At 64.8% G+C, this 22302-nt stretch carries 21 protein-coding genes; 6 read left to right on the forward strand and 15 right to left on the reverse strand.

Going from position 1 to position 22302, the window contains the following annotated elements; all coding sequences use genetic code 11:
• The first annotated feature begins 205 nt into the window (after positions 1-205).
• The 5 genes from FOB72_RS31375 (at position 206) to FOB72_RS31395 (ending at position 5451) form a co-directional block, all read left to right on the forward strand.
• Positions 206-1522 (forward strand): aromatic ring-hydroxylating dioxygenase subunit alpha, encoded by a 1317-nt coding sequence (locus tag FOB72_RS31375; protein ID WP_150377105.1) that lies wholly within the window; start codon positions 206-208, stop codon positions 1520-1522.
• 79 nt (positions 1523-1601) lie between these two features.
• Positions 1602-3038, forward strand: coding sequence for a glutamine synthetase family protein (locus FOB72_RS31380; protein WP_150377106.1), 1437 nt, complete (start codon positions 1602-1604; stop codon positions 3036-3038).
• Between the two features lie 21 nt (positions 3039-3059).
• Positions 3060-3383 (forward strand): 2Fe-2S iron-sulfur cluster-binding protein, encoded by a 324-nt coding sequence (locus FOB72_RS31385; protein WP_150377107.1) that lies wholly within the window; start codon positions 3060-3062, stop codon positions 3381-3383.
• Between the two features lie 3 nt (positions 3384-3386).
• Positions 3387-4631 (forward strand): NAD(P)/FAD-dependent oxidoreductase, encoded by a 1245-nt coding sequence (locus FOB72_RS31390; protein ID WP_150377108.1) that lies wholly within the window; start codon positions 3387-3389, stop codon positions 4629-4631.
• Positions 4632-4722: 91 nt separating this feature from the next.
• The gene (locus tag FOB72_RS31395) at positions 4723-5451 is read left to right on the forward strand and encodes a GntR family transcriptional regulator (protein ID WP_150377109.1); all 729 of its coding nucleotides are present in this window, start codon (positions 4723-4725) and stop codon (positions 5449-5451) included.
• 34 nt (positions 5452-5485) lie between these two features.
• Here FOB72_RS31395 and FOB72_RS31400 read toward each other — a convergent pair whose 3' ends face one another.
• From FOB72_RS31400 to FOB72_RS31440, 9 genes are all read right to left on the reverse strand, one after another.
• The gene (locus FOB72_RS31400) at positions 5486-7237 is read right to left on the reverse strand and encodes an amidohydrolase (RefSeq protein WP_150377110.1); all 1752 of its coding nucleotides are present in this window, start codon (positions 7235-7237) and stop codon (positions 5486-5488) included.
• A gap of 126 nt (positions 7238-7363) precedes the next feature.
• Positions 7364-8461, reverse strand: a complete 1098-nt coding sequence (locus FOB72_RS31405) for a porin (RefSeq protein WP_150377111.1) — start codon at positions 8459-8461, stop codon at positions 7364-7366.
• A gap of 174 nt (positions 8462-8635) precedes the next feature.
• Positions 8636-9382, reverse strand: coding sequence for an ABC transporter ATP-binding protein (locus FOB72_RS31410; protein ID WP_150377112.1), 747 nt, complete (start codon positions 9380-9382; stop codon positions 8636-8638).
• Complete coding sequence (locus FOB72_RS31415) at positions 9375-10190, reverse strand: ABC transporter ATP-binding protein (protein WP_150377113.1); 816 nt, start codon at positions 10188-10190, stop codon at positions 9375-9377. The genes FOB72_RS31410 and FOB72_RS31415 overlap by 8 nt, the downstream gene beginning before the upstream one ends.
• On the reverse strand, positions 10187-11149 hold the full coding sequence (locus FOB72_RS31420) for a branched-chain amino acid ABC transporter permease (RefSeq protein WP_150377114.1): 963 nt from the start codon (positions 11147-11149) through the stop codon (positions 10187-10189). The genes FOB72_RS31415 and FOB72_RS31420 overlap by 4 nt, the downstream gene beginning before the upstream one ends.
• Positions 11146-12006 carry a branched-chain amino acid ABC transporter permease gene (locus tag FOB72_RS31425; protein ID WP_150377115.1) on the reverse strand — a complete coding sequence of 287 codons (861 nt, stop codon included), beginning with the start codon at positions 12004-12006 and terminating at the stop codon, positions 11146-11148. Before FOB72_RS31425 ends, FOB72_RS31420 begins: the two co-directional genes overlap by 4 nt.
• Before the next feature lie 3 nt (positions 12007-12009).
• The gene (locus tag FOB72_RS31430; RefSeq protein ID WP_150377116.1) at positions 12010-13188 is read right to left on the reverse strand and encodes an ABC transporter substrate-binding protein; all 1179 of its coding nucleotides are present in this window, start codon (positions 13186-13188) and stop codon (positions 12010-12012) included.
• 483 nt (positions 13189-13671) lie between these two features.
• Positions 13672-14085: a nitroreductase family protein gene (locus FOB72_RS31435; RefSeq protein WP_150377117.1), complete on the reverse strand. Its 414-nt coding sequence runs from the start codon at positions 14083-14085 to the stop codon at positions 13672-13674.
• 3 nt (positions 14086-14088) lie between these two features.
• Entirely contained in the window at positions 14089-14637 is a 549-nt protein-coding gene (locus tag FOB72_RS31440) for a DUF4863 family protein (RefSeq protein WP_150377118.1), read from the reverse strand.
• A gap of 117 nt (positions 14638-14754) precedes the next feature.
• Between FOB72_RS31440 and FOB72_RS31445 the strand changes: the two genes are divergently transcribed.
• The gene (locus FOB72_RS31445) at positions 14755-15735 is read left to right on the forward strand and encodes a LysR substrate-binding domain-containing protein (protein ID WP_150377119.1); all 981 of its coding nucleotides are present in this window, start codon (positions 14755-14757) and stop codon (positions 15733-15735) included.
• A gap of 76 nt (positions 15736-15811) precedes the next feature.
• Here FOB72_RS31445 and FOB72_RS31450 read toward each other — a convergent pair whose 3' ends face one another.
• From FOB72_RS31450 to FOB72_RS31475, 6 genes are all read right to left on the reverse strand, one after another.
• Positions 15812-17350 carry a TolC family protein gene (locus FOB72_RS31450; RefSeq protein ID WP_150377120.1) on the reverse strand — a complete coding sequence of 513 codons (1539 nt, stop codon included), beginning with the start codon at positions 17348-17350 and terminating at the stop codon, positions 15812-15814.
• Positions 17337-19358: an FUSC family protein gene (locus tag FOB72_RS31455; protein ID WP_150377121.1), complete on the reverse strand. Its 2022-nt coding sequence runs from the start codon at positions 19356-19358 to the stop codon at positions 17337-17339. The genes FOB72_RS31450 and FOB72_RS31455 overlap by 14 nt, the downstream gene beginning before the upstream one ends.
• Positions 19339-20388, reverse strand: a complete 1050-nt coding sequence (mdtN, locus tag FOB72_RS31460; RefSeq protein ID WP_150377122.1) for a multidrug transporter subunit MdtN — start codon at positions 20386-20388, stop codon at positions 19339-19341. Before mdtN ends, FOB72_RS31455 begins: the two co-directional genes overlap by 20 nt.
• Entirely contained in the window at positions 20385-20645 is a 261-nt protein-coding gene (locus FOB72_RS31465; RefSeq protein ID WP_150377123.1) for a hypothetical protein, read from the reverse strand. Before FOB72_RS31465 ends, mdtN begins: the two co-directional genes overlap by 4 nt.
• A gap of 111 nt (positions 20646-20756) precedes the next feature.
• Positions 20757-21416 carry a hypothetical protein gene (locus FOB72_RS31470; protein ID WP_317889549.1) on the reverse strand — a complete coding sequence of 220 codons (660 nt, stop codon included), beginning with the start codon at positions 21414-21416 and terminating at the stop codon, positions 20757-20759.
• A 139-nt stretch (positions 21417-21555) separates the two neighbouring features.
• Positions 21556-22245: a GntR family transcriptional regulator gene (locus FOB72_RS31475; RefSeq protein WP_223851666.1), complete on the reverse strand. Its 690-nt coding sequence runs from the start codon at positions 22243-22245 to the stop codon at positions 21556-21558.
• Positions 22246-22302: the final 57 nt, after the last annotated feature.

Raw genomic sequence — 22302 nt, forward strand, 5'->3', positions numbered from 1 at the left:
ATTCCGCAATTTATTCAATTAAAACATATGGTTAGAGCGGAATTTCGGGGTTGCGACTGGTATCGGGTGCTAAGGCGGCTGATGTTCGCTCGTTCTGCCTCTTGTTTTGTCTGTATGCAGTGAATAGTATTGCTGCATACAACAGGCCGATATGGCGTCGGCCAACTCATCCACAAACCGCCTTTCGAGCAGGAGATCCCCCATCATGATGTCCAGGGAACAGAACGATTTCATTACCCGCGTGGGTGCCGATGCGCCGGCTGGCCGTCTGCTGCGCCAGTACTGGCAGCCGGTTGCGCTGATCGACGAATTCGAGGGGGAGCGTCCCGTCCGCGCCGTGCGCCTGATGGGCCAGGACTTCGTGGTGTTTCGCGACGAGCAGGGCCAGTACGGGATGCTCGATCGCGACTGCCCGCATCGGGGTGCGGACCTGAGCTTCGGGCGTCTCGAGGACGGTGGATTGCGTTGCCCGTTCCATGGCTGGCTGTTCGATCGCAACGGTACCTGCCTGCAGACCCCCGCCGAGCCGGCCGGCAGCAAGCTGTGCACCCGCATCAAGCAGAAGGCCTACCCGGTGGTCGAACGCAGCGGCATGCTGTTTGCCTTCATTGGCGAAGGCGAGCCGCCCGCGTTCCCGGCGTTCGACTGCTTTATCGCGCCGAACCAGTACACGTTTGCATTCAAGGGGCTGCTCGAATGCAACTGGCTCCAGGCACTCGAAGTCGGTATCGATCCCGCACATGCCTCGTTCCTGCATCGCTTCTTCGAGGACGAGGACACTTCCGAGAGCTATGGCAAGCAGTTCCGTGGCGCGTCGGCCGACTCGGCCATGCCGATCACCAAGGTGCTGCGCGAGTTCGAATGCCCGCAGATCAACCTTGCTTCGACCGACTACGGCATGCGCCTGACGGCACTGCGCGACCTGGGCGAAGGCGAGCAGCACGTGCGCGTGACCAATGTCGTGTTCCCGCAGGCATTCATCATCCCGATGAGCGCCGAGATGACCATCGCGCAATGGCATGTGCCCATCGACGACACCAGCTGCTACTGGTACGCGATCTTCACGAGCTTCACCGAGCCCGTGAACAAGCAACAGATGCGCGACCAGCGCCTTGCACTGTACGAGCTGCCCGACTATCGCCCGCGCCAGAACAAGGCCAACCAGTACGGCTTCAATCCGTATGAGCAGCAGACCAAGACGTACACCGGGATGGGCAACGATATCAACGTGCACGACCAGTGGGCCGTCGAGTCGCAGGGGCCGATCCAGGACCGTACCCGCGAGCATCTGGGTACCACCGACAAGGGGATCATTGCCTACCGAAAGCTGCTGGTGGAAGCCATCGAGGCGAACGAGCGCGGCGAGAAGGCATTGATGATGGTCGACGTCGATGAGGCCAGCACGCTGACCGGCCCGCCGTCGATCGATGGCGTCAGCGTCGGCAACGTGGAGCACGAAGTCTACTGGCGCGGTGCCGACGCAAAGCGGCGCGCCGACTCGGAGTGGGCGTCGCGCACCTGACGTCATCGGACTGCATACCTCATCAACTACCTAGGCGGCCCTTCCGCGCGCGCGACGCGGGGCGGAGGGCCGGACCCATATGGCATTCGTAGACAAATTCGGCCTCTGGACCGAGGCGCAGTCGCGCGCGGCGGACGAGATGGCGCGGCGGATCGGCGCGGGCGATATCGACGTCGTTCGCTTTTCCTTCCCAGACCAGCACGGCGTGCTGCGCGGCAAGGCCCTGGTCGCATCGGAGGCGGTGCGTGTATTGCGCAGCGGTCTGAACGTCACCACCACGCTGTTTGCGAAGGACACCTCGCACCGCACGGTGTTTCCGGTATTCCAGGCAGGCGGTGGCTTCGATATTCCGGGCATGCAGGGCGGGGCGGACGTCACGCTGATACCTGACCCGACCACGTTCAAGGTGCTCCCGTGGGCGCTGAACACCGGTTGGGTGCTCTGCGATCCGTACTTCCACGACGGCCGTGCCGTGCCGTTCGCCACGCGCCGCCAGTTGCGCAATGCCGAGCAACAGCTGGAGGCCGAAGGCTATCGGCTGGTCACTGGGCTGGAGGTGGAGTTTCACGTCTTCAAGCTGCTCGGCGAGCATATGGCCCCCGACGACGCGGGTCAGCCCGGCGAGCCGCCCGACGTCGGTCTGCTGTCGCATGGCTACCAGTTCCTGACCGAGTCGCGCTACGACGCCACCGAGACCGTTATCGAATTGATCCGCAAGAACGTGCAGCAACTGGGCCTGCCCGTGCGTTCGCTGGAGATCGAGTTCGGGCCGAGCCAGTTCGAATTCACGTTCGCGCCAGCCAGCCCGTGCGAGACGGCCGACGCCATGGTGCTGTTCCGCAGCGCGGTGAAGCAGGTCTGCAAACGTCACGGCTACCATGCCACGTTCATGTGCCGCCCCAAGATCCGCAACGTGGTCTCGAGCGGATGGCACCTGCACCAGTCGCTGCAGCGCGTGCAGGACGGCACCAATGCGATGATGCCGGAGCGTGCTGGCGACGACCTGTCCGCGGTCGGACGTCATTACATGGGCGGACTGCTCCAGCACGCCTGCGCCGCCACCGCGTTTTCCACGCCGACCATCAACGGCTACAAGCGCTTTCGTGCCTTCTCGCTGGCGCCGGACCGCGCGATCTGGGCGCGCGACAACCGTGGCGCGATGCTGCGAGTCCTGGGCGGCGCCGGAGATACGGCCACACGCATCGAGAATCGCGTGGGGGAACCGGCAGCCAATCCGTATCTTTATCTCGCCTCGCAGATTGTCTCCGGGCTCGATGGCATTCGCCGTGAGCTGGACCCGGGTCCGTCCGCGGACTCGCCTTACGAGACCCCGGCACCTTATCTGCCCAAGACGCTCGACGAGGCGCTGGACTGCCTGCGGCAGGACGATGTGCTGCGCGAAGGCATGGGCCATGGTTTCGTCGATTACTTCTGCCATATCAAGCAGGCCGAGATCGATCGCTTCAACCTCGAAGTGAGCGACTGGGAGCAGCGCGAATACTTCGACACGTTCTAAAGATCAAGCAGTGAGGATGTCATGCCGACAATTACCTACGTCCTGAAGGACGGCAACACGAAGACGGTGGCGGCGGCCAACGGAAAGACCCTGATGGAGCTGGCCATTGCCAGCAACGTGCGCGGTATCGACGCCGAGTGCGGCGGCTGCTGCTCGTGTGCCACGTGCCACGTGTACATCGATCCGGCCTGGCTGGACAAGCTGCCCGCTCCCGACGAGATGGAGAACGAACTGCTCGAAGGCGTGGCCGCCGAGCGCACGGACGCCAGCCGGCTCAGCTGTCAGATCGTCCTGAGCGATGCGCTGGACGGCATGATCGTGCGCGTGCCGGCAACGCAGGGGTAGAGCATGGCAGACCTCGTCATCCTCGGCGCCTCGTATGCGGGCACCCAGCTCGCGCTGGCCGCGCGCGCCAACGGCTTCGCGGGCGCGATCACCATGATCGGTGACGAGCCGCATCTGCCGTATCAACGGCCGCCATTGTCCAAAGGGTTCCTGCGCGACGAGGTGGATGCGTCGAGCCTGCCCTTGCAGTCGCCCGAGCGCTTCGCGGAAGAGCGCATCGTGCTGCGTACCGGTGTCCGGGCGCTCCGTATCGACCGCACTGCGCGCACGGTCGCGTTGTCCGATGGCAGCACGCTCGGGTATGACCGTCTGGCGCTGACGACGGGGGCGCGCTGCCGTACGTTGTCCTGCGAAGGAGCGGGGCTTGCCAACGTGCATTACCTGCGCGATCTGGCCGATGCCGGCGCGATTCGGGATAGCGCCGGCCGCGTGCGCCATGCCGTGGTGATCGGCGGCGGGTTCATCGGGCTGGAGGTAGCCGCCGCGCTGCGCGTGCTCGGCCTCGACGTTACCGTGGTCGAAATGCAGGAGCGGCTGCTGCAGCGCGCGGTACCGCCACTGATCTCGTCGTTCCTGATGCAGGCGCATGAACAGCAGGGCGTGCACTTCCGCATGGCATCGCGTGTGCGCCGTCTGGTCGGGCAGGGGGCGGTCGAGGCAGTGGAGCTCGAATCGGGCGAGGTGCTTCCGGCGGGCATGGTCGTCGCTGGCCTGGGCGTCGTTCCCAACGTGGAGCTGGCGGAAGCTTGCGGGCTGACCGTCGACAACGGGATCGTGGTCGATGCCTTCGCGCGTACCAGCGATCCCCTGATCGTGGCAGCCGGCGACTGCGCGTCATACCCGAACCCCTGGCTCAATGCTTCGGCTCGCGGCGGCGCGGCCGATCGGCGCGTGCGCGTCGAGTCCATCCAGAGCGCAAACGACCTGGCCCGGGTCGCTGCCGCCGCGCTGGCGGATTGCGCCACGCCGTACGAGGCCGTGCCGTGGTTCTGGTCGGATCAGTACGGCTACAAGCTGCAAATGGTGGGGACTTCGGAGGGACGCGAAGAGATCGTGCTGCGCGGCGAGGTGGCGAGCGGCAAGTTCACCGCCCTGTACTTGCGTGACGGCATCCTCATCGGCGCGGATTCGGTGAATCGGCCCATTGACCATATGGCCGCGCGGCGCCTTGTTGCCGCTCGCGTGCGGTCCGATGCGGCGCTATTGCGGGACGAGTCGGTTGCTCTGAAATCGCTCGTGCCAGCCTGAGCGGCCGCGCTGGTGTACCATACCGCCATTGCATGCAGTGTCTACAAGTTCGTATGCAGCGCTGCCGGAAATCAAAACAATGAGAGGCGTCATGGAATCCCACCAGACCCGGGTATTGGTACAACTGCGCGACCTGATCCTCAAGGGCGAGTTCGAGCCGGGCGCGCGTCTCGCGGAGATCCCGCTGGCCGAGAAGCTCGGCGTCTCGCGCACGCCGGTCAGGCTGGCTCTCGCATCGCTCGAGCAGGAGGGCCTGATCGAGCCATCGCCCAGCAGTGGCTACATGATGCGGCGCTTCACGCCGCGCGAAATCCAGGACGCGATTGCCGTGCGCGGGCATCTCGAAGGCATGGCCGCGCGGCTGGTGGCCGAACATGGGCTCTCGCGGCAATTGACGCTCGATCTGCAGGATTGCCTCCGCGAGGGCGATCGCGCGTTGATGAAGCCGCAACTCGACTACGACGACTACGTCGCGTACAGCAATATGAATGATCGCTTCCACGCGCTGATCGTCGAGGGCAGCGGCAACAGCGCGCTGGTACGCGCGATCGAACTCAACAATCGCCTGCCGTTCGCCGCGGCCAGCGCCATGCTGCCGATGCAGTCCGCCGTGGAAGAGGGCCAGCAATGGCTGGTCTACGCGCATCGCCAGCATCACAGCCTGTTCGATGCCATGCAGCGTGGCGAAGGGACCCGCGCCCAGGCGCTGGCGACCGAACACGTCAATGTGGCCCGCCTCAATCTCGAGACCGCGCTGGATCGTCCGGAGCAGGCATCGCAGGTCATGCCCGCGATGCGCTTGTTCGTCACGGCGGCCTGAACGCCAATCGGCATTTGCCCAGGCCGCGCGCCGATCAGTTCGACGCCTGGTACACCACCTTGTCGTTGACGATGGTCTGCACGGGCTTGATATCCTTGATCTGGTCTTCCGGCACGGTGGTGTAGTCCGCGGACAGCACCACCATATCGGCAAACTTGCCCGGCTCGATCGATCCCTTGCGCGTCTCCTCGAACGTGTAATACGGCCCGGCGTTGGTGTACAGCCGCAGCGCCTCTTCGCGCGAAATGGCCTGGTTGGCGCCATACACCTTGCCGCGCGGGTCCTTGCGCGTGACCATGATGTAGAGGCCAACGAACGGATTGAGGATGTTCACCTGGTTGTCGGTGCCGGCGGCGGTGCCCTCGATGCCGAGCGTGTCGACGAGCCAGCGCGTCGGTACGGCCCGGCCGGCCAGTTCGGTGCCCATGTATTTCTCCACGGTGGCAGCCTTGTCCCACATGAAGATGTTCTGCGCGTCCACGCGAACGCCGAGCGCTTTGGCCCGCTGCATCTGCTCGCGCGTCATGAGGCTGCCGTGGATCACGACGAAGCGACGATCCTTGAGCGAGCGGTCCTTGTCTGCTCCGGCATAGGCGTCCAGCACGAGGTCCACGGCGGCGTCGCCCACGGCATGCGTGCCCACGCGCCAGCCGTGCCGGTTGGCCAGTATCACGCTCTGCTTGTAGGCGACGGGGTCCAGCGCCAGCGTGCCGTGGTTGTGAGGGTCGTCCGCGTAGGCCTGGTGGATATAGGCGGACTTCAGCGTCATGCCACCATCCGACACGATCTTGATGCCGGCCGTGCGGACCCAGTCGTTTCCGGTGTCGTCCTTGAACCTGGCCGCGTTCAGTTGCTTCTCGAAATCCGCCGCGGTGAGCGCAACCGGTTTCCACATCACGCCAGTGCGTACCGTGGATTGCTTGCGCTCGGCTACGGCGAAATAGGCATCGATCTCGTCTTCGGTCAGCGCGGCATCGATGGCGCTGGTTATGCCCGACGCGTTGTAGACGTGCTGCGCGGCCACCAGCTGGGTAATCAGCTGCTCGCGCGTGGGTCGCGGGATCTTGTGCTCGACCAGATCGATCGCGGTTTCCTCGAGCAGGCCGGTGGCGTCACCGTTGGCATCGCGGTAGATCTTGCCTCCCACGGGATCCTTGGTGGCCCGTGTAATACCTGCCAGTTCCAGCGCCTTGGTGTTGGCCATGGCGAAGTGTCCCACCGTCTGCACGAACAGCGGGTTAGCCGGCGCGGCGACATCGAGCTCCTGACGCGTCAGGTAGCGGTGCTCGGCCAGTTGCGACGGCGGGTGCCAGCGGCCCGACAGCACCCATGCGCCAGGCGCGATGGCTTTACGGCGAATGAATTCGGCAATGATGCGCTGGGTATCGGCCACAGACGTTGCGCTGATGACCTGCGCCGTGGTTTCCGCCGTGCCTGCGCCGATCATGTGGCTATGGCTGTCCATCATGCCGGGGATGACGGTGCGACCCTGAAGGTCGACGACGCGAGTGGCTGGCGCCACGTGCTGGCGGATCGCTTCGGTGGAACCCACGTCGATGAACTTGCCGTCCTTGACCGCAACGGCTTGCGCGATCGAGAAGCGCCGATCCACCGTCACGATCTTGCCGTTGAGGTAAACCGTGTCAGCCGGCGAGGCCGCCGAGAACGCTGGTGAAGACGTGGTGGCGGAGGGCGCGCAGGCACTCGTCATCAGCGCGGCAGTGGCGGTGGCCAACACGGAAAGCCAGGGGTGTGCGCGGTGGGCAGGGGGGCGTGTGCGAATCATCAAAGTCTCCTCTGGTGTGAAATGGGTTGTTGCGATGGGATGGCCCGAGGACGCAAAAAAAAATGGTTTCGCAAGAAGGCTCCGCTTCAGCGCGGCTGCAGGGGAGCCCCTTGCGGTGGGATGACGTCAGAAGATCTGCTTGATGCCCAGCATGGCGCCAAACTGGTTCGCACCTGCCACCGGCGCAGAGCCGCCCGCCGCGTTGCTGACCGAAAGGGCGAGCGAGCCCCGGTTATCGATATAGCCAACCGTGGCGTACGCGAGCGTGCGCTTCGAGAACGAGTACGACCCTCGCATCGCTCCGAGCCATGCCTTGTTCGGGCTGTTGTTGAACTTGACGTAGAACACTTCGCTGGCGACGTTGAAAGCCGGCGTCACGTCGTAGGACGCGCCGGCGTAGTACAGCTGGCTATGGCCGGGCGAATTGGCGGAACCTTCGTTGTTGCGGTTGATGACGCCGAGCCCGACCTTCACGTTGGAGAACAGCGCATAGCCGCCCACCGACAATCGGTCGTCCTTCAGGCTGCTGCTGATCAGGCCGCCAAAGGCATCGGCGCCGCCGCGCTGCGAGTCGTAGGCGACGTGTGTCCCCCATTGCGGCGTCTCGTACATCAGCAGGGCCGACCAGGCGCGGCAGGCCTGCACGTCGGCAGGATTCTCGCCGGCGCAGTTCGTGCCCGAGATGCTGTTTGCCCGCACCGTATCGCGCCCCAGACTGTAGGTCGCGCCGACGGTGAATCCTCCGAACTTGCCCTTGTAGGTCACCGCGTTGTCGTGCCGCGCGTTGGGCAGATAGCTATCGATCGAGCCGCTGCCGAACGCGTTCGGCCCAAGCGTGTCCGTGTCGAGGGTGGCCCAGAACAGCATCGAGTACTGACGTCCGAATGCGATCTGGCCCCATTGGCCATTCAGGCCGACAAAGGCTTGCCGGCCGAACAGGCGCCCACCCTGGTTGGAGTTGCCGCTGTCGGGCGCAAAACCCGACTCGAGCACGAACACGCTCTTGATGCCACCGCCCAGGTCCTCGGACCCGCGCATGCCCCAGCGGGATGGCACCGTGCCCGTCAGGTTCGGCATGCGCACGAGGCCGTTTCCGTTCGTCCCCACGTGATTGACGAACTCGACACCGGTGTCCACCACGCCGTAGAGCGTGACGGATTGCGCGTAGGCACCCAGTGGTAAGGCGAGGAAACAAGCGGACACGGCAATACGGCTCAACTTCATACATCTCTCCTTGGTCATGTGGCGCTAGGCCATGTGGATTGTTTTGAGAAATCGAAGGGCGAGTGCTACCCGCACCGGTCGCGGGGAGCGGTGCACAAGGTTGTGGACATGGTCTGAGGCGACGGCGCCGGACGTGTGGCGCCGTCAGGGAGCTTGCCTAGGGCGTTTGAATTCTCATCCGCTGGAACGCGTCTCCGGAGAGGGTGGGGATGCGTCGCGGGCGCCTACGCCCAACATCCTTTCAAGCAGGCCGGCGTCACTGGACAGTGCCGCGCTGGCGCCGGAATGAACGATGCTTCCACGCTCCAGCACGATGACGTGGTCGGTCATCTCGAGCGCCAGGCTGGGATGCTGCTCCACCACGATCGACGGAAGATCCGCCTCGCTCTGCATGCGACGGATGCTGAGCGCGAGCTCTTCCACGATGATCGGCGCGAGCCCTTCCATGGGCTCGTCGAGCAGCAGGATGCGGGGGTTGGTCATCAGCGCGCGTCCAATCGCAAGCATCTGCTGTTCTCCACCGGACAACTGGTTGCCGTAGTTTCCCCGGCGCTCCGCGAGCCGGGGAAACAAGTCGTACACGCGTTGAAGATGCCAGTAGCCGCGGGTGGCCACCACCGTGAGGTTTTCCTCCACCGTCAGCGAAGGAAAAACTTCGCGCTCCTGCGGCACCCAGCCGAGGCCGGCCCTTGCCCTGGCATGGGACGGACGATGCGTGATGTCGTCGCCTAGCCAGTAGATGGACCCGGCTCGCACGCGCGTGTTGCCCATCAGGGTTTCCAGCACGGTCGTCTTGCCCACGCCATTGCGCCCCAGGATCGCGAGGCTATCGCCATCTGGAATGGAGAAGGTCATGTCCTCGAGCACGATGGCCTCACCGTAGCCGGCCGTTATCTTGTCAAAAATCAGCGAGCTAGCCATGCACTGCGACTCCGTGGCCAACCGAAGCGGCGCCATTGCCGGAGAGGGCGGCGATGCTGCCCTTGCGTCCGAGATAGACCTCCTTCACGCCAGGGTCGTTGGCAATCGTCCCCGGTGAGCCTTCGGTAAACACTTTTCCGGCCACGAGCACGGAAATGCGCTGCGCAAATCGAAAGACCAGATTCATATCGTGTTCGATAAACAAAATACTGATGTCCTCCGGCAGCTTCGCGATGACTTCGAAGAGCTCCGTGCTTTCGCCTGCCGGGACCCCGGCCGCCGGCTCGTCGAGCAGAAGGATGCGAGGCTGGGTGGCCAGCGCCAGGGCGATCTCGAGCAGGCGCTGCTTGCCGTACGCCATTTCCACGACGGGTACGTTGGCAAGGTCTGCCAGCCGAAGGCTGCCGAGGATCTCCATCGCTTCGTCGTGGATCTTGCGCATGGACCCGACGGGCTTCCACCAGCATGCGCCCAGGCCTTCGCGCTCGCAGACGGCCAGCACGACGGAACTCAGCGGCGTCAGCCGGGGAAACAGCGTGTTGATCTGAAACGTTCGCGACAGCCCCGCCCGCACGCGCTGATCCGCGCGCAGGTGCGTGATGTCCTGACCGCCAAGTTCGACGCGGCCCGAGGTGGGACGAATCACGCCAGTCAACAGATTGATCAGCGTGGTCTTGCCGGCGCCGTTCGGACCGATGAGGGCATGTCTGGCACCTGGCTCGATACACAGATTCACGCCGCCTACGGCATCGAAGGAGCCGAAGCGCACGCCGAGATCCGTGGTGCGCAACATCAGCGTCTCGCTCATCGCGACCTCCCCACCGGCGCCAGCCGGGCAAGCAGGCCCATGATGCCGCCGCGGCCGGCGAGGGCCGCCGCGATCAGGAAGATCCCGAGCCAGAACATCCAGAACTGCGGGTCCAGATCGGCGAACACGTCATGCAGCGTCATATAGACAAAGGCACCCACCATGCCGCCGTACAGTCGTCCCGCACCGCCGACGACGAGGATGATGAGAATTTCGGCGGACTTGGCGAATCCAAGCGATTCGATACCGACGAACTGGGTGGTCTGTGCCAGCAGCGCACCCGCGACACCGGCGAAGGCGGCGGACAGGCAGTAGGCGAGGCGCAGCCGCGCGTCGACTGGGGAGCCCAGCGCGAGCATGCGCTTGCGGTTGTCATGAATGCCGCGCAGCACGAGGCCGAACGGCGATCGCAGCATCAGCCGGACGACCAGGAAGGCGATTGCCACGACCGCGAAGGCGTACCAGAACGCGGTATGACCCCACAGATCGAATTCGTAGCGCCCGAACAGCGGCGCCATGACGATGCCCTGGAGCCCGTCCGTGCCTCCGGTGAGCGAACTTGCACGATTGGCGATTTCAGCGAGCAGTACCCCCACGCCGATCGTGATCATGAGCCGGGCCAGATCGCCACCGCGTACGATCAGATAACTGAGCAGGTATCCGGCGATGGCGCATACGACCAGCGCCGCGCCAATGCCAAGGAGCGGATCGTTCCAGGCGTGCCGGGCCAGCAGACCGGCGCAGTATGCGCCCATGCCAAAGAAGGTTGCGTGGCCGACGGTCAGAATGCCGGCGTACCCCAGCGCGATGTCCAGAGACAGCGCGAACAGGCCCATGATGAGGATCTGGCTGACCAGTGGTAGCTTGTCGGGCAGGAACAGATAGCTGCTTGCCACGGCCAGCCAGAACGCGAACTCGGCAAGTCCGGCGTGGCGCGGCGTCAGAGGGATCGTTTTCACGCAAGAGCCTTTCGCGAAAGAATACCGTTGGGTCGAATCAGCAGGGCCGCGACCATGAAGACGTAGATGAAGAAGGCGCCGATTTCCGGCAGGTAGTACTTGCCGGCAACGTCGATCAATCCCACCATGAGCGCCGCGACGAACGGGCCGACGATGGACCCGGCGCCGCCGACGCACACCACGATCAGGAAGTACACGAGATACTTGAGCGGGAAAGTGGGCTCCAGGCCGAGCATCCCGAGACTCAGCGCACCGCCCAGGCCCGCCAGTCCGCACCCCAGCGAGAAGGTCAGCATAAAGAGCCGCTGCACGCGGATGCCGGTACCCTCTGCCACGCGCTGATTGTCGACTGCCGCCCGCACCATGGCGCCGTACCGGGTGCGCGTCATCGCGAGTCGCAGCGCCGCAAAGACGACGATGCCGCAGGCGATCAGAAACAACCGGTAGTGGCCGGCTTCGACGCCGAGAATCGTCATGCGCCCCTGCAGGCTGGCGGGCAGCGCGAATGGCTGCACCGACGGGCCGCAGAAGTAGGTCGCTCCCGCGATCGACACGAAGACGACGCCGATCGACATGAGCAACTGGTCGAGGGGGCTCGATCGATACAACCGCCTGAAGATCAGGCCTTCGCAGATGGCGCCGATCGCCGCGGCCGCGACAAAGCCCGCAACAAGGCTTGCATAGAAATTCAAGGCCATGTGCTGCATCGCCAGCGACGCGGCGTAGCCTCCCGCCATGGCGAAGGTGCCATGCGCGAGATTGACGTAATGCATCAGACCCATCGTGATGGAAAGGCCTACCGCGATCAGAAACAGGAGCATGCCGTAGGCCACTCCGTCGAAAATAACGGTTCCCATCTTTTACTTCGCTTCCTTGCCGGGATCCGCCACGCGTTCGAAGGAATCGAACTCGACGTTGACGAGCTCGCCGTTGACCTTCTCGGTCCGGCGGATGTACACGGTCTGCACGATGTCTCGCGTCTTCGGATCGATCTCGATCGGCCCGCGCGGGCTCTCGAACTGGAGGCCGCTCATGGCTGCCATGACCTTCGCGCCATCCGGGTCGCCCCCCGTCTTCTTCAGTGCAAGATCGAATGCCGCCATGCCGTCGTATGCCGCCACCGCGAAATAGCTGGGGCGCATCTTCTTGCCATAGGCCGCATAGAAATCGGAAATGAACTTCTGATTCAGTGGCGACTTGTGGGCGTAGGAGTAGTGGTGACTGGTCGTCAGTCCCAGCGCGACGTCGCCGGTTGCGGCGAGGTAGCTGTCATCAGTGGCTTCGCCCGTGGCAATGAGCTTGATCCCGGCATCGTCCATGCCCCGTTCTTTCCACGTCTTCAGGAAGGCGGGAGGCATCACGCCGGAGGGGAAGAAGATAAACACCGCTTGCGGTTTGGCATCCTTGATGCGCTGCACGTAAGCCGAGAAATCCGGATTGCTCATGGGGGTGCGGACACTTCCCACAATCTTTCCGCCCTCGGCCGTGAATGCCTTGGTGAATGCCGACTCGGCATCTGCGCCGGACGCGTAGTCGGCGGTCACCGTGTAGACCTCCTTGATCTTGTTCCTCGCCGCCCACCTGGCCATCGGGGCGGACACCTGCTCGACCGTGAACGACACGCGCGACACATACGGCGACGACGCAGTGATGCCGGACGAGCTGGCATTCATGACTACGGTCGGAATCTTCGCCTGGGTCGCCACGGACGCCACCGCGTACGCGTTCGGGCTGAAGTCGAGCCCGGCCAGCAATTGCACCTTGTTCCGGACGATCAGTTCCTGTGCAAGCCGCTTCGCTGTCTCGGGGGCGGGGCCGCCGGTGTCCTTCTTGACCAGTTCGACGGGCCGGCCCCCCAGCTTTCCGCCGTGCTGCTTGAGGTAAAGGTCCATCCCGGCATCGAATTGCCGCCCATAGTCTGCGTAAGGCCCCGAGTAGGTGGCGATCACACCGATGCGCAGGGGCTCGTCGGCGGCCGAAGCAGCGCTTGCACACGACAAGGCAAGGGCAGGGAGGAGAAGTCGGGACAGTTTTTTCATGCGTATCTCTTGTGAGTTCGTATGGACACAGCCGGCGGCGTTATGTATGCAGCCACATTCTTCAGTGGCGCCTCATACCGATGGGATCACTTTTATTGTCGGCAGTTGGCGCATTGTTGCATGCATTAACGGCGTGACACCAAGGAAAATCGCGTCATTCGCGTCTTTTAAGTTGCTCAAAAAGCATTTTTTAGGGAAAGTCCTAACCTCTTTTCGATGGTATTGGATGCAATGAAATGCAATCGCTGTGCCAGATCGTATCGGCTGTATGCAGTGCTGGAAGAGGTTGACGTTATGTCTTTTAAATCAGCGAGATACGACGTTGCTGGTCCGTATCTGGGGACGCGGCTCGCGCTCATGCGCGCGAACCGGAACGGTGCATTGGCACCACGAGTGGGCGTCAGGCGGATCGGGACAATGGGCTGCCGATCGTGTAGTGGGCAGCCCGGCCTTGGCGGCGGACGAAAAGAAGCTTCCGGGAGGTCAGGCCGGTGGGAAGCCGAGCATCCGGGCAAAGTCCGGCACGGACTGCCGCGGCGTTCTGGTCTGATTGACCGGCGAGTAGCGCGCACCAAAGTCCATCACCCTTGCCCGATACGTGTCGGGCAACGGGTCGGGCAACGGGTCGGGAAAATGGGCGGGCGCCGGCATGTCGCCGGCGCGGAAGGCCTTGACCAGCCTGTCCGTCAACGCATCCTTGAACGCGCCTGTCACCACGTACACGCGCCACGGCTGGGTATTGCCACCGCTCGGTGCGGTCGAGGCATCTTCCAGAATCTGCTCCACGACCTCCCTGGGTAGCGGCACGGGTTTGAAGGCGCGGACCGAGCGGCGGCCGCTTGCCACCGAGGCAACGCATCGTGCGATGGCGTCCTGGGGCATGGTGTCCTGGAGCATGGACTACTCCTGCGGCGCCGGATGGTACGAGATCCGGCCCGATGGCAGGAAGAACAGTGCGATCACCGCGCCGCCTTTCGCTTCCGGATAGTGATGGCTGCCCGGCGCGGGAGCTGTCCAGCCTTCCGCGCGCCAGCCATCGGGGCCGTTGAGGAAGGCGCCCTGGTTCAACGGCACAACCATATTGAATTCTCCATAGGGGTGGCCATGGTATTGCCCGCGGAAACGGTGATCCGGATGCCCCTGCTGGTTGTCCGTGCTGTCCATGTAGACCGCCGTGATGCTGAAATGCAGCGTGCGCGCGGTGGGTTCGGCGATGCGGCTGCGGCGATATTTTGGGCCGTCGATCTCGACGTTGGCGGCCCAGCCGTCTTCCACGCCCTTCCGGATCAACCGCGACAAGGTCTGGTAGAGCTCGCTGCCGGGCCCGTACTTCTCGTTGAGCCAGCGCTCGATATCGCTGTTGGTCGTGATGTCCTTGACTTCCTCGAGGAAGGGAATGCAACGCTCGATCAGCGCTTCGCGATCGTTGTTGAGAATGTCGGCTGTCATGGTGCGGGGAAACGGTTGTGAATGGATGCACCCAATATTGCGCCGAGACCGGATTGAGTGGAATTGATGTATGTGCAAGCGCATAATGCATGCGATTCAACTCACCAAGCCGCGATCATGAGCATCGGCCGCACGGACTTGAACCTGCTGAAGGTATTCGAGGCTGTCTACGAAGAACGCAACCTGATTCTGGCGGGCAAGCGCCTGCATCTCACGCAATCGGCGGTAAGCCATGCGCTTCGCAGGCTGCGTGAGTTGGTGGGCGATGAGCTGTTCATTCGAACGGGGAAGGGCATGGAGCCTACCGGCCGCGCGATGGCGATGGCGCCAAGCCTGCTGGACTCCCTGCGTCGCATTCAGGATGCATTTGGCATGGCGCCCTTTGCCCCGGAGCAATCCCAGCGACGATTTGTGGTCGCGGCCAACGATCTTGTGACGGAAGTCATCATCGCCCCGCTGTCGCGCGAACTGCTGACGGTGGCGCCCGCGGTCGACCTCGTGATTCGGCCTTCGACACGGCTGGACCTCGCGGAACAGATCGATCTCGGGCGCATCGATCTCGCCATCGGCATCTTCTCGCAGGTACCCTCGCGCTTCAGTTCGCGCGAGCTGATGTCGCAGGGAGAGTCCATCCTGATGCGAAGGGGGCATCCTGCCTCACGCCGGAAACTCAAGGTTGCGGATTTGGGGAAGTATCCGCTGGTCACGCTATCGGTGGGCGGGCACGAGGAAGGCGCGGTGGGAGGGTTTATCGTGGAGCGCGGCCTGGCGCGACAGTCGGAGATGTTCGACCGGCGGGCGTTGGAGCACGCTTTCAACGAAGCGCAGGCGATACCGCGCGTGCGAGTGACGGTTCCCCACTCGCTCGCCATTCCGGCGTTACTGCGCGATACCGATATGCTGGCGGTGGTGCCATCTCTGCTTGCGAAGGCGCTCGCCAGCAACAGCGATTTGATTTGCCGCGCGTCGCCCTATGCAGGCGGGCACGAGACGATGTGCGCGGTATGGCATGGGCGCGACGATTACGACGTGGGTCACACGTGGCTGCGCGAACTGGTTGCGCGCGTGGCGCGAACCGCGGAGCAGGCGCTCCAATAGCGGAAGCCGTGTCGGCCCGGCAACCCGGCAACCCGCCTGCGGAACCAGGCCGCGCGACTGGCGAGGCGGCATGTCATCAGGGTGTCTTGCCGATGTCCCCCGTGGCGAGCGCCAGCGTCGCCGCCGCGGCCAATGCCGCGCTATAGGCATCGGCCGACGCATTGCGCGCAAGCAGCAACTGGTTCTGTGCGAGGTTGGCCTCGGTGACGGTGCCGACGCCCTTGCGATAGGCGTTATAGGCCGCGTCATAAGTGGTCTGGGCGGCGGCGGCCAGGGTCTTGGCGGCGTCATAGGCGGCCAGGCTCGATTCCAGTGCGCTCTGGCTGACGACCACCTGGCGTACCGATTCCTCCTTTGCACGGGTCAACCTTGCCGACGCACTGTCCGCGTCATTGCGCGCCTGCGCCAGCACGGCGGAGCGCGTGCCGCCGTCGTAGATCGGCAGCGTCACGCCCAGGAACACGCTGTTGCCGTAGCGATAGCCATTGAGGTTGACCGTCGGCGGCTGCTGTCCCACGGGTGGAATCGCTGTAATGGTCGAACCCCCCGACGCATACGAGGCGAACGCGGACATGAACACCTTTGGCATGAACGCGGCTTCGGCGGACTTCACGCGGGCCTCGTTGGCGCGCTCGAGCGCGTAGGCGGCCAGCACATCGGGCCGTTGGGAAATGGCCTGCTCCACGATCTGTTCGATCGAGCTGCGCAGCGCCGGGGACAGGGGCCGCACGGGCATCTCGGCGATGCGCGGCTTCGACAGCGGAGAAATACCGACGGCATTGATCAGTCCCAGATAGGCATCGGTCGCCGCGCCTTGTGCCTGTACCTTCGCCAGGTTGGTCTGCGCCTGGTTCTGCGTGGCCTGTGCCACCTCCACTACCGTGCCGATGCCCCGCTGGTAGCGCGATCTGGCGGCCGTCAGCACGGCATCGGCATTCGCCATGGCCTGGTCCACGGTGGCCACTCTCGAGCGGGCAGCCTGGTAGCGGTAATACGCCACGCTGACCTCGTGGATGATGCGCTGGTGCATGGAGGTGAACGCGATGTTCGCAGCCACCGTCATCTGCTCCGCGGCTTCCACCACGCCGGCCCGCTCCCCGAAATCGAACAGCAGCCATTGCAGCGATAGCACCGATACCGCTCCCTGGTGAGAAATGTCCGCGCCTGCCTGCCCCAGCGCGGTGGGACTGGACAGATGGCCGTTCTGCCAGCCGCCCATCGCCGATACCGATAGCCGTGGAAGATAGGTGCTGCGAGCAATGCCGGTCGCCAGTGCGGCATTGCGGGCATCGTTCCATGCCACCCGCGTCAGTGGGTTGGACGATTCCGCCAGGTCGATCAGCTCGGGCAGCGTGTAGTCGTGAGCGGGATCGAGCGGCGCCGGCGGGGCAATCGTTCCAAGCGCGGTATTTGCCGGCAGCACATGGTTCGATGGTCTGTCCTGCGGCGCGGGCTTGCTTGCCGCACCGGCGACGATCTCCCCCGTGGCCGTGGTGGCCGGCTGCCATGGCAGGTCGGGCCGCGGCGGCGCAAGGTCCAGCGCCGACGTGGCACAGCCGGTCAGGGTCAGCAGCGCGCAAAGTGGCAGCAGCGCGAAGGAATCAGGGTTGCGCATGGGAAGGGGAGGAAGTGGCCGCGCCCGGACGCGATGCAGACAGTTGTTCATCGACCAGCGCAAGCAGGGCGTCGCGCGTACGGTCGCTCTGGTCGCTTTGGTCGCTTTGGTCGCTTTGGTCGCGCTGGCCGCCCTGGTCGTCCCCGGGACGGATGTCCTGGACGGCGGGCGGCGCCTCGTCGCTATTCACCGCATGAAGCCGCGCGGCGACCGCGGGGTCGCCCGGATACCGCTCCGCGAGCATGAACAGCATGCCTGCCACCGCGTCGAGTACGCGCAGCCGGTGCCGGCGGGTTTCCACCCACGCGGACGAGGGACCGACGGAGGCAGGTTCGTAGCCTGTCAGCAGCAAGTCCTGCGCGATATTGCCGTGCAAGGCCTGGGCACTGGCGGCATGCCGGCGGCGCACGGCGGCCCGCGGGGCGTCGATCAGTTGCTGCCACTCGCTGACCAGCGCAGACAGTGTCGCTTCGATACGCCCGGCGATGCTGACCGGCCAGACGCGCGTGAACACTCCATACACGACCAGATTGCCGATGATGATGCCGATCACGCGGTCACGCGCAATGGTCAGGTCGAACCCCGGCCCCGGCCCCTGGATGACGCAGAGATAGAACGCAAACGCGATCTGCAGGCCCGCGTACGCGATACGCGGCGAGCCTGTGGCCACCCAGGCGGACAGCCAGGTGCCCACGAACACCAGCGCCAGCAGCCCGCCGACGGAATCGAGTGCCGGCACGATATAGACGAGGGTCGCGGTGCCCACTGCCGCGCCAGCCACGCAGCCTGCCAGCCGCAGGGCAAGCTTCTCGACGGATTCCGCCGCGGTACCCAGCGACACGAGGTAGCACGTAATGAAGCAGGTATGGATGCCGGGCCAGTTCAACTGCTGGTAAAGCAGGTAGCAGAACATTGCCGCGCCGGTGGTCTTCAGCGCGTAGTGGACATGGGCACGGTTGCTGAAGGCGTCGGCATCCAGGAATCCGCCGGATTTCCCGGCCGGCTCGCGCTGCGGGGCGCTGGATGCGGCCGGCGCGTCGGGCTCGGCATAGTGTTCGATGGCATCGCGCAGCGCCTGCGCCACGGATTGCTGCACCGGTGACAACACCGTGGCATCGGGCCACGGCAGTGTGATGTCGACGGGATAGCCACCTGTTGCGAGCATGCGCGCCATGGCTTCGAGCGTGTCGGCCGCCGGCATCGCGAAGACGGCCGGCAGTCTCGCCCCGGCCTGCCGGCAGCCGACATCGGCGGCCATCAGGATTGCCGTGGTCGAGGTCGTCGCCTGGCGCAGCGCCAGTACGTCCGCCGTGTTCGCGCTGCCTTCGAACTTTGCCAGCTTGAGCCACCCGTCCACGGGCTGGACGCCATCGCGCAACACCTTCTCCAGGGCGGCGCAGTGCGATGGCGGATCGCGCAGGCTTTGCGCCGCGACAGTCAGGCAATGCGCCAGCCGCGCACCTGCCAGCCGCCGCGGCGAGGGTCCGATGAGCAGGTTGACCACCACGTTCGCGCCGATGGGAATCGCCACCATCAGCAGCGTGTACAGCAGCGCCCGTGTGGCGACCTCACCGCCAGGCACCAGGCCGAGCTCGTCCAGGCCGAAGCCGACGATCATCGCCACGATGGCCCCGACGGGGCGCAGCTTGCTCGCGGAGGTCAGGAAGAGCAGGCCGACGGACAACACCGTCATGCATGCGACGCGCAGCATGGGATTGTCGAGCGTGAAATTGGCCAGCACGATCACCAGCCCGACGATGAGGCTGACCAGGATCAGCATGGCGATGCTCATCACGATACTGCTGGTGCGGTCCGCGCGATTGACGAAAAAGATCACGTACGCCGAGATGGCGGCTTCCGGCGTGCCGTACGTGGCGGCAATCAGCACGGTCAGCGTGCTGGCCAGGGCGATGCGCGTGGTGGCGGCCGCGCGCCCTGGAAACGGCGCGAGCAGCGCGCCGAGGTCGGCAATGCCGATGCGGCGCCGTTCAGCGGCAGGATGCGCCACGCCCGACCTCGACCGTCGCACTCGCCCCGACCCGCGCCAGCGCTTCCGGTGGCTCGTCCAGCTTGATGCGCACCGGGAACCGGTGCGCCACGCGCACCCAGTTCACGGAAGGCTGCACATAGGGAAGGGAGCGCGGCAGGTTGAGGCGGTCGGTGTCGGTGATACCCACTCCGATGCCCTGCACGGTGCCACGAATCGCCTGGCGCCGGTCGATCATCGAGTAGACCGTGGCGCAGTCGCCGACACGGATATGGCCAAGTTGCGTTTCGCGGAAGTTCGCGACCGCGAACCACTCTCCGGTATGAACGAGCACGAACAGCGACTGGTTGGGAATCACGACTTCGCCGGCCAGCACCGTAAGGCCGATGACGCGGCCATCATGCGGGGCGCGGACCACGGTATCGTCCAACGCGCGCTGGGCGATGGCCAATGCTGCTTCCCGCGCGTGCACGGTGGCGATGGCGTCGTCCTCGTTGCCAACGGCCTGCGCCGTCGTGGCTCGCTGTACCTGCGCCTGCTTGAGGGTCACCGCCGCATCGTTCCTGGCCACCTCGGCCTGGTCGAGCTGTTGCTTCGGCACGTAGCCGTCGGCGGCGAGCGGCCGCAACCGTTCCACGGTACGTTGGGCCAGCGCGTAGTTCTGCTCGGCGCGGGCGATCTGATCGGAGGCGACCGACGCCGTGCCGCGCTCGGTCCCGACGGCGCGGCGCCGCGTGCCGAGCATCGCCTTTGCCAGCTCGAGGTCTGCCTGCGCCTGGGCCAGGGCGAGCCGGTAGGGGACGGGGTCGATTTCGAACAGGACGTCGCCCCTGGACACGTGCTGGTTTTCGGTGACCAGGATGCGCGCAATCCGGCCGCCAACCGGAGATGCCACGTGGACCAGATCCGCGTCGAGCGTGGCATCGTCGGTCGATGGATATCCGGACGTACGCGCGTATGCATAGATGGAAAGCGCGACGGCCAGCAGGACGATGACCAGCGCAATCAGTTTCCCGCCCAACGGGCTGCGGCGGACGCCGGCCATTTTCATAGATGCCCCGCACCGAGTAGCCAGACGATTTCGGCAATCATGACGCCGATCGCCGTATTGACGAGTAGCTGGAAGCGGACGGTTTCCGCCCAGCCGGTTGCGACGAACACACGCCAGGCAATCACGGCGCCCAGAATACCGATCAATGCGCTGAGCAGCCAGAGCGGAAAATACGCTCCGAACAGGACAAAGGAAGGGGCGCCCGCACAGCCATGAAGCAGGGCAGCCAACACTGCGAGCGGGAGCAAGCGAGCCATGGGTCAGGATGGCCAGAGGGACACATGAAAGTTCCACGCAATATAGCAGTGCTCAATCCCGATTGTCCAAGGGATCGAGCGATGCAGGCGGCCGGCAACTCGCCTTGCGGATCAGCGCTGCGGCATTCCCTGACAGAGCGCGAGGTTGTGCCGGATCGCCTTGCCCGTGGGATCGTAGTTGTCCTTGTCGCAGGGCGGCAAGCTGATCGAATCGTCCCGGGTCATGCGCACGGCCACCGTGTCCGACAGGGCCGCAAGGCACTGCGCCCGATCGCCCCGATGGAATTCGGTGATGGCGAGATCGCTGCGCGCCTTGTCGATCTCGATCCAGTGCATGAATGGCTTGCATTCGCCGATCAACGCCGTCAGCGTGCCGCGCGCGGCGTCGTAGTTTTTCGCCGCGTATTGCCGGTGCGACAGCGAGACTCGCGCGGTGCGCTGACGATCGGTACATGCCGGGGGCGGCAGGCGATATTCGCCGTCGAAGCTTGCCCGCATGCCGCAGGAATCGCGACAGGCTTCGACGGTCGCCTCCACGTCGAGGTTGAGCGTATCGCCGCTGCGCGAGAACGCGATGCGGCATTGGCTGTCCTTGACCAACCCGGTCTTGCCCTTGATCACGCCTTCGGCCGTGCAAGTGTGGCAATTGACACCGATAGTGTCGATGGTGAACGCGGACCCCTTCACCGTCAGCGTGCCGTGCGCGCTGCCGCCGTCGGTGTAGGCGTACTGGCCTGGCGGTACGTCGGCCGCGAACGCGGATGCGGTCATGGCCATCGCGGCGCATGTCGCGGCTTGGCGGAGCCAGTGGGAGAGGGGCATGGATGGCCTGTTGTTGTTGGGGGAATCGGCAAGTGTTTCAGGGCGCCCACATCTGGGCTCACCACAGCGGTGCTCACCACCGCGTGGCTCACCACCGCGCCAGCTTCTCCAGGATCGACGCGCGGATATTGTCGATATGTTCGGCCGTCTGGCGCGCGGCCTCCGCGCCGTCGCCGCGTTCGAGGGCGGCGATCATGGCCAGGTGTTCATGGCACACGGGGCCGAGTCGGCGCTCGAGTCGCTTGAGCGAGAACATGCGCGTCTTGCGTCGGACTTCCGCGATGATGCCGGCCAGCATCTCGTTGTCGCAGTATTTGCAGATGACGCCATGCAGATCGGCGTCCAGCACCTGATGCTCGGGATTGCCGGGCTCGTTGCGCGCAAGCAGTTCCTCCACGCGCCGGCGTAGCCGTTCCAGTTCGGACTGCGGGATCTGCCCCGCGGCGCGGGAGGCCGCGTCGGGTTCCAGCAGGCGCCGGACGTGCAGGGCCTCGAGGATCTCCTGCACCGTCACTTGCCTCACGAACAGACGGCTGTTCGCGCCCCGTTCCAGCAGGCGCTCGCCTTCGAGCCGGTGGAGGGCTTCGCGCAGCGGCGTGCGCGAGAAGCCAAGCTGGGCGGCGAGGGCCCGTTCCTGGATGGGATCGCCGGGATGCAGCCCGCCGGAGACGAGCAGATCCAGCACGGCCTCGTAGGCGAGGTTGCCCAGCGCGCGTTCCTTCGGGGTTTCGTCAGCCGTTGCAGCCGGAAGAAGGCTGGCATCCGTCTCCGTCTCCACGGCGGATGCTGGAAAAGCGAGTGCGGTCGTTTTTGTCATGTTGCGAAGTATGGCACG

Origin of the sequence: Cupriavidus pauculus (assembly GCF_008693385.1) — a bacterium.
In the GTDB taxonomy this organism is placed as follows: domain Bacteria; phylum Pseudomonadota; class Gammaproteobacteria; order Burkholderiales; family Burkholderiaceae; genus Cupriavidus; species Cupriavidus pauculus_D.

Bases quoted from the DNA above. Each gene is read 5' to 3' on its own strand.
- FOB72_RS31445 (WP_150377119.1), top strand. From the start codon at position 14,755: ATGAGCATCGGCCGCACGGACTTGAACCTGCTGAAGGTATTCGAGGCT.
- FOB72_RS31375 (WP_150377105.1), top strand. From the start codon at position 206: ATGATGTCCAGGGAACAGAACGATTTCATTACCCGCGTGGGTGCCGAT.
- FOB72_RS31470 (WP_317889549.1), bottom strand. From the start codon at position 21,416: ATGACCGCATCCGCGTTCGCGGCCGACGTACCGCCAGGCCAGTACGCC.
- FOB72_RS31465 (WP_150377123.1), bottom strand. From the start codon at position 20,645: ATGGCTCGCTTGCTCCCGCTCGCAGTGTTGGCTGCCCTGCTTCATGGC.
- FOB72_RS31425 (WP_150377115.1), bottom strand. From the start codon at position 12,006: ATGGGAACCGTTATTTTCGACGGAGTGGCCTACGGCATGCTCCTGTTT.
- FOB72_RS31440 (WP_150377118.1), bottom strand. From the start codon at position 14,637: ATGACAGCCGACATTCTCAACAACGATCGCGAAGCGCTGATCGAGCGT.
- FOB72_RS31415 (WP_150377113.1), bottom strand. From the start codon at position 10,190: ATGAGCGAGACGCTGATGTTGCGCACCACGGATCTCGGCGTGCGCTTC.
- FOB72_RS31395 (WP_150377109.1), top strand. From the start codon at position 4,723: ATGGAATCCCACCAGACCCGGGTATTGGTACAACTGCGCGACCTGATC.
- mdtN (WP_150377122.1), bottom strand. From the start codon at position 20,388: ATGAAAATGGCCGGCGTCCGCCGCAGCCCGTTGGGCGGGAAACTGATT.
- FOB72_RS31400 (WP_150377110.1), bottom strand. From the start codon at position 7,237: ATGATTCGCACACGCCCCCCTGCCCACCGCGCACACCCCTGGCTTTCC.
- FOB72_RS31435 (WP_150377117.1), bottom strand. From the start codon at position 14,085: ATGCTCCAGGACACCATGCCCCAGGACGCCATCGCACGATGCGTTGCC.
- FOB72_RS31390 (WP_150377108.1), top strand. From the start codon at position 3,387: ATGGCAGACCTCGTCATCCTCGGCGCCTCGTATGCGGGCACCCAGCTC.
- FOB72_RS31410 (WP_150377112.1), bottom strand. From the start codon at position 9,382: ATGGCTAGCTCGCTGATTTTTGACAAGATAACGGCCGGCTACGGTGAG.
- FOB72_RS31380 (WP_150377106.1), top strand. From the start codon at position 1,602: ATGGCATTCGTAGACAAATTCGGCCTCTGGACCGAGGCGCAGTCGCGC.
- FOB72_RS31450 (WP_150377120.1), bottom strand. From the start codon at position 17,350: ATGCGCAACCCTGATTCCTTCGCGCTGCTGCCACTTTGCGCGCTGCTG.
- FOB72_RS31405 (WP_150377111.1), bottom strand. From the start codon at position 8,461: ATGAAGTTGAGCCGTATTGCCGTGTCCGCTTGTTTCCTCGCCTTACCA.
- FOB72_RS31385 (WP_150377107.1), top strand. From the start codon at position 3,060: ATGCCGACAATTACCTACGTCCTGAAGGACGGCAACACGAAGACGGTG.
- FOB72_RS31430 (WP_150377116.1), bottom strand. From the start codon at position 13,188: ATGAAAAAACTGTCCCGACTTCTCCTCCCTGCCCTTGCCTTGTCGTGT.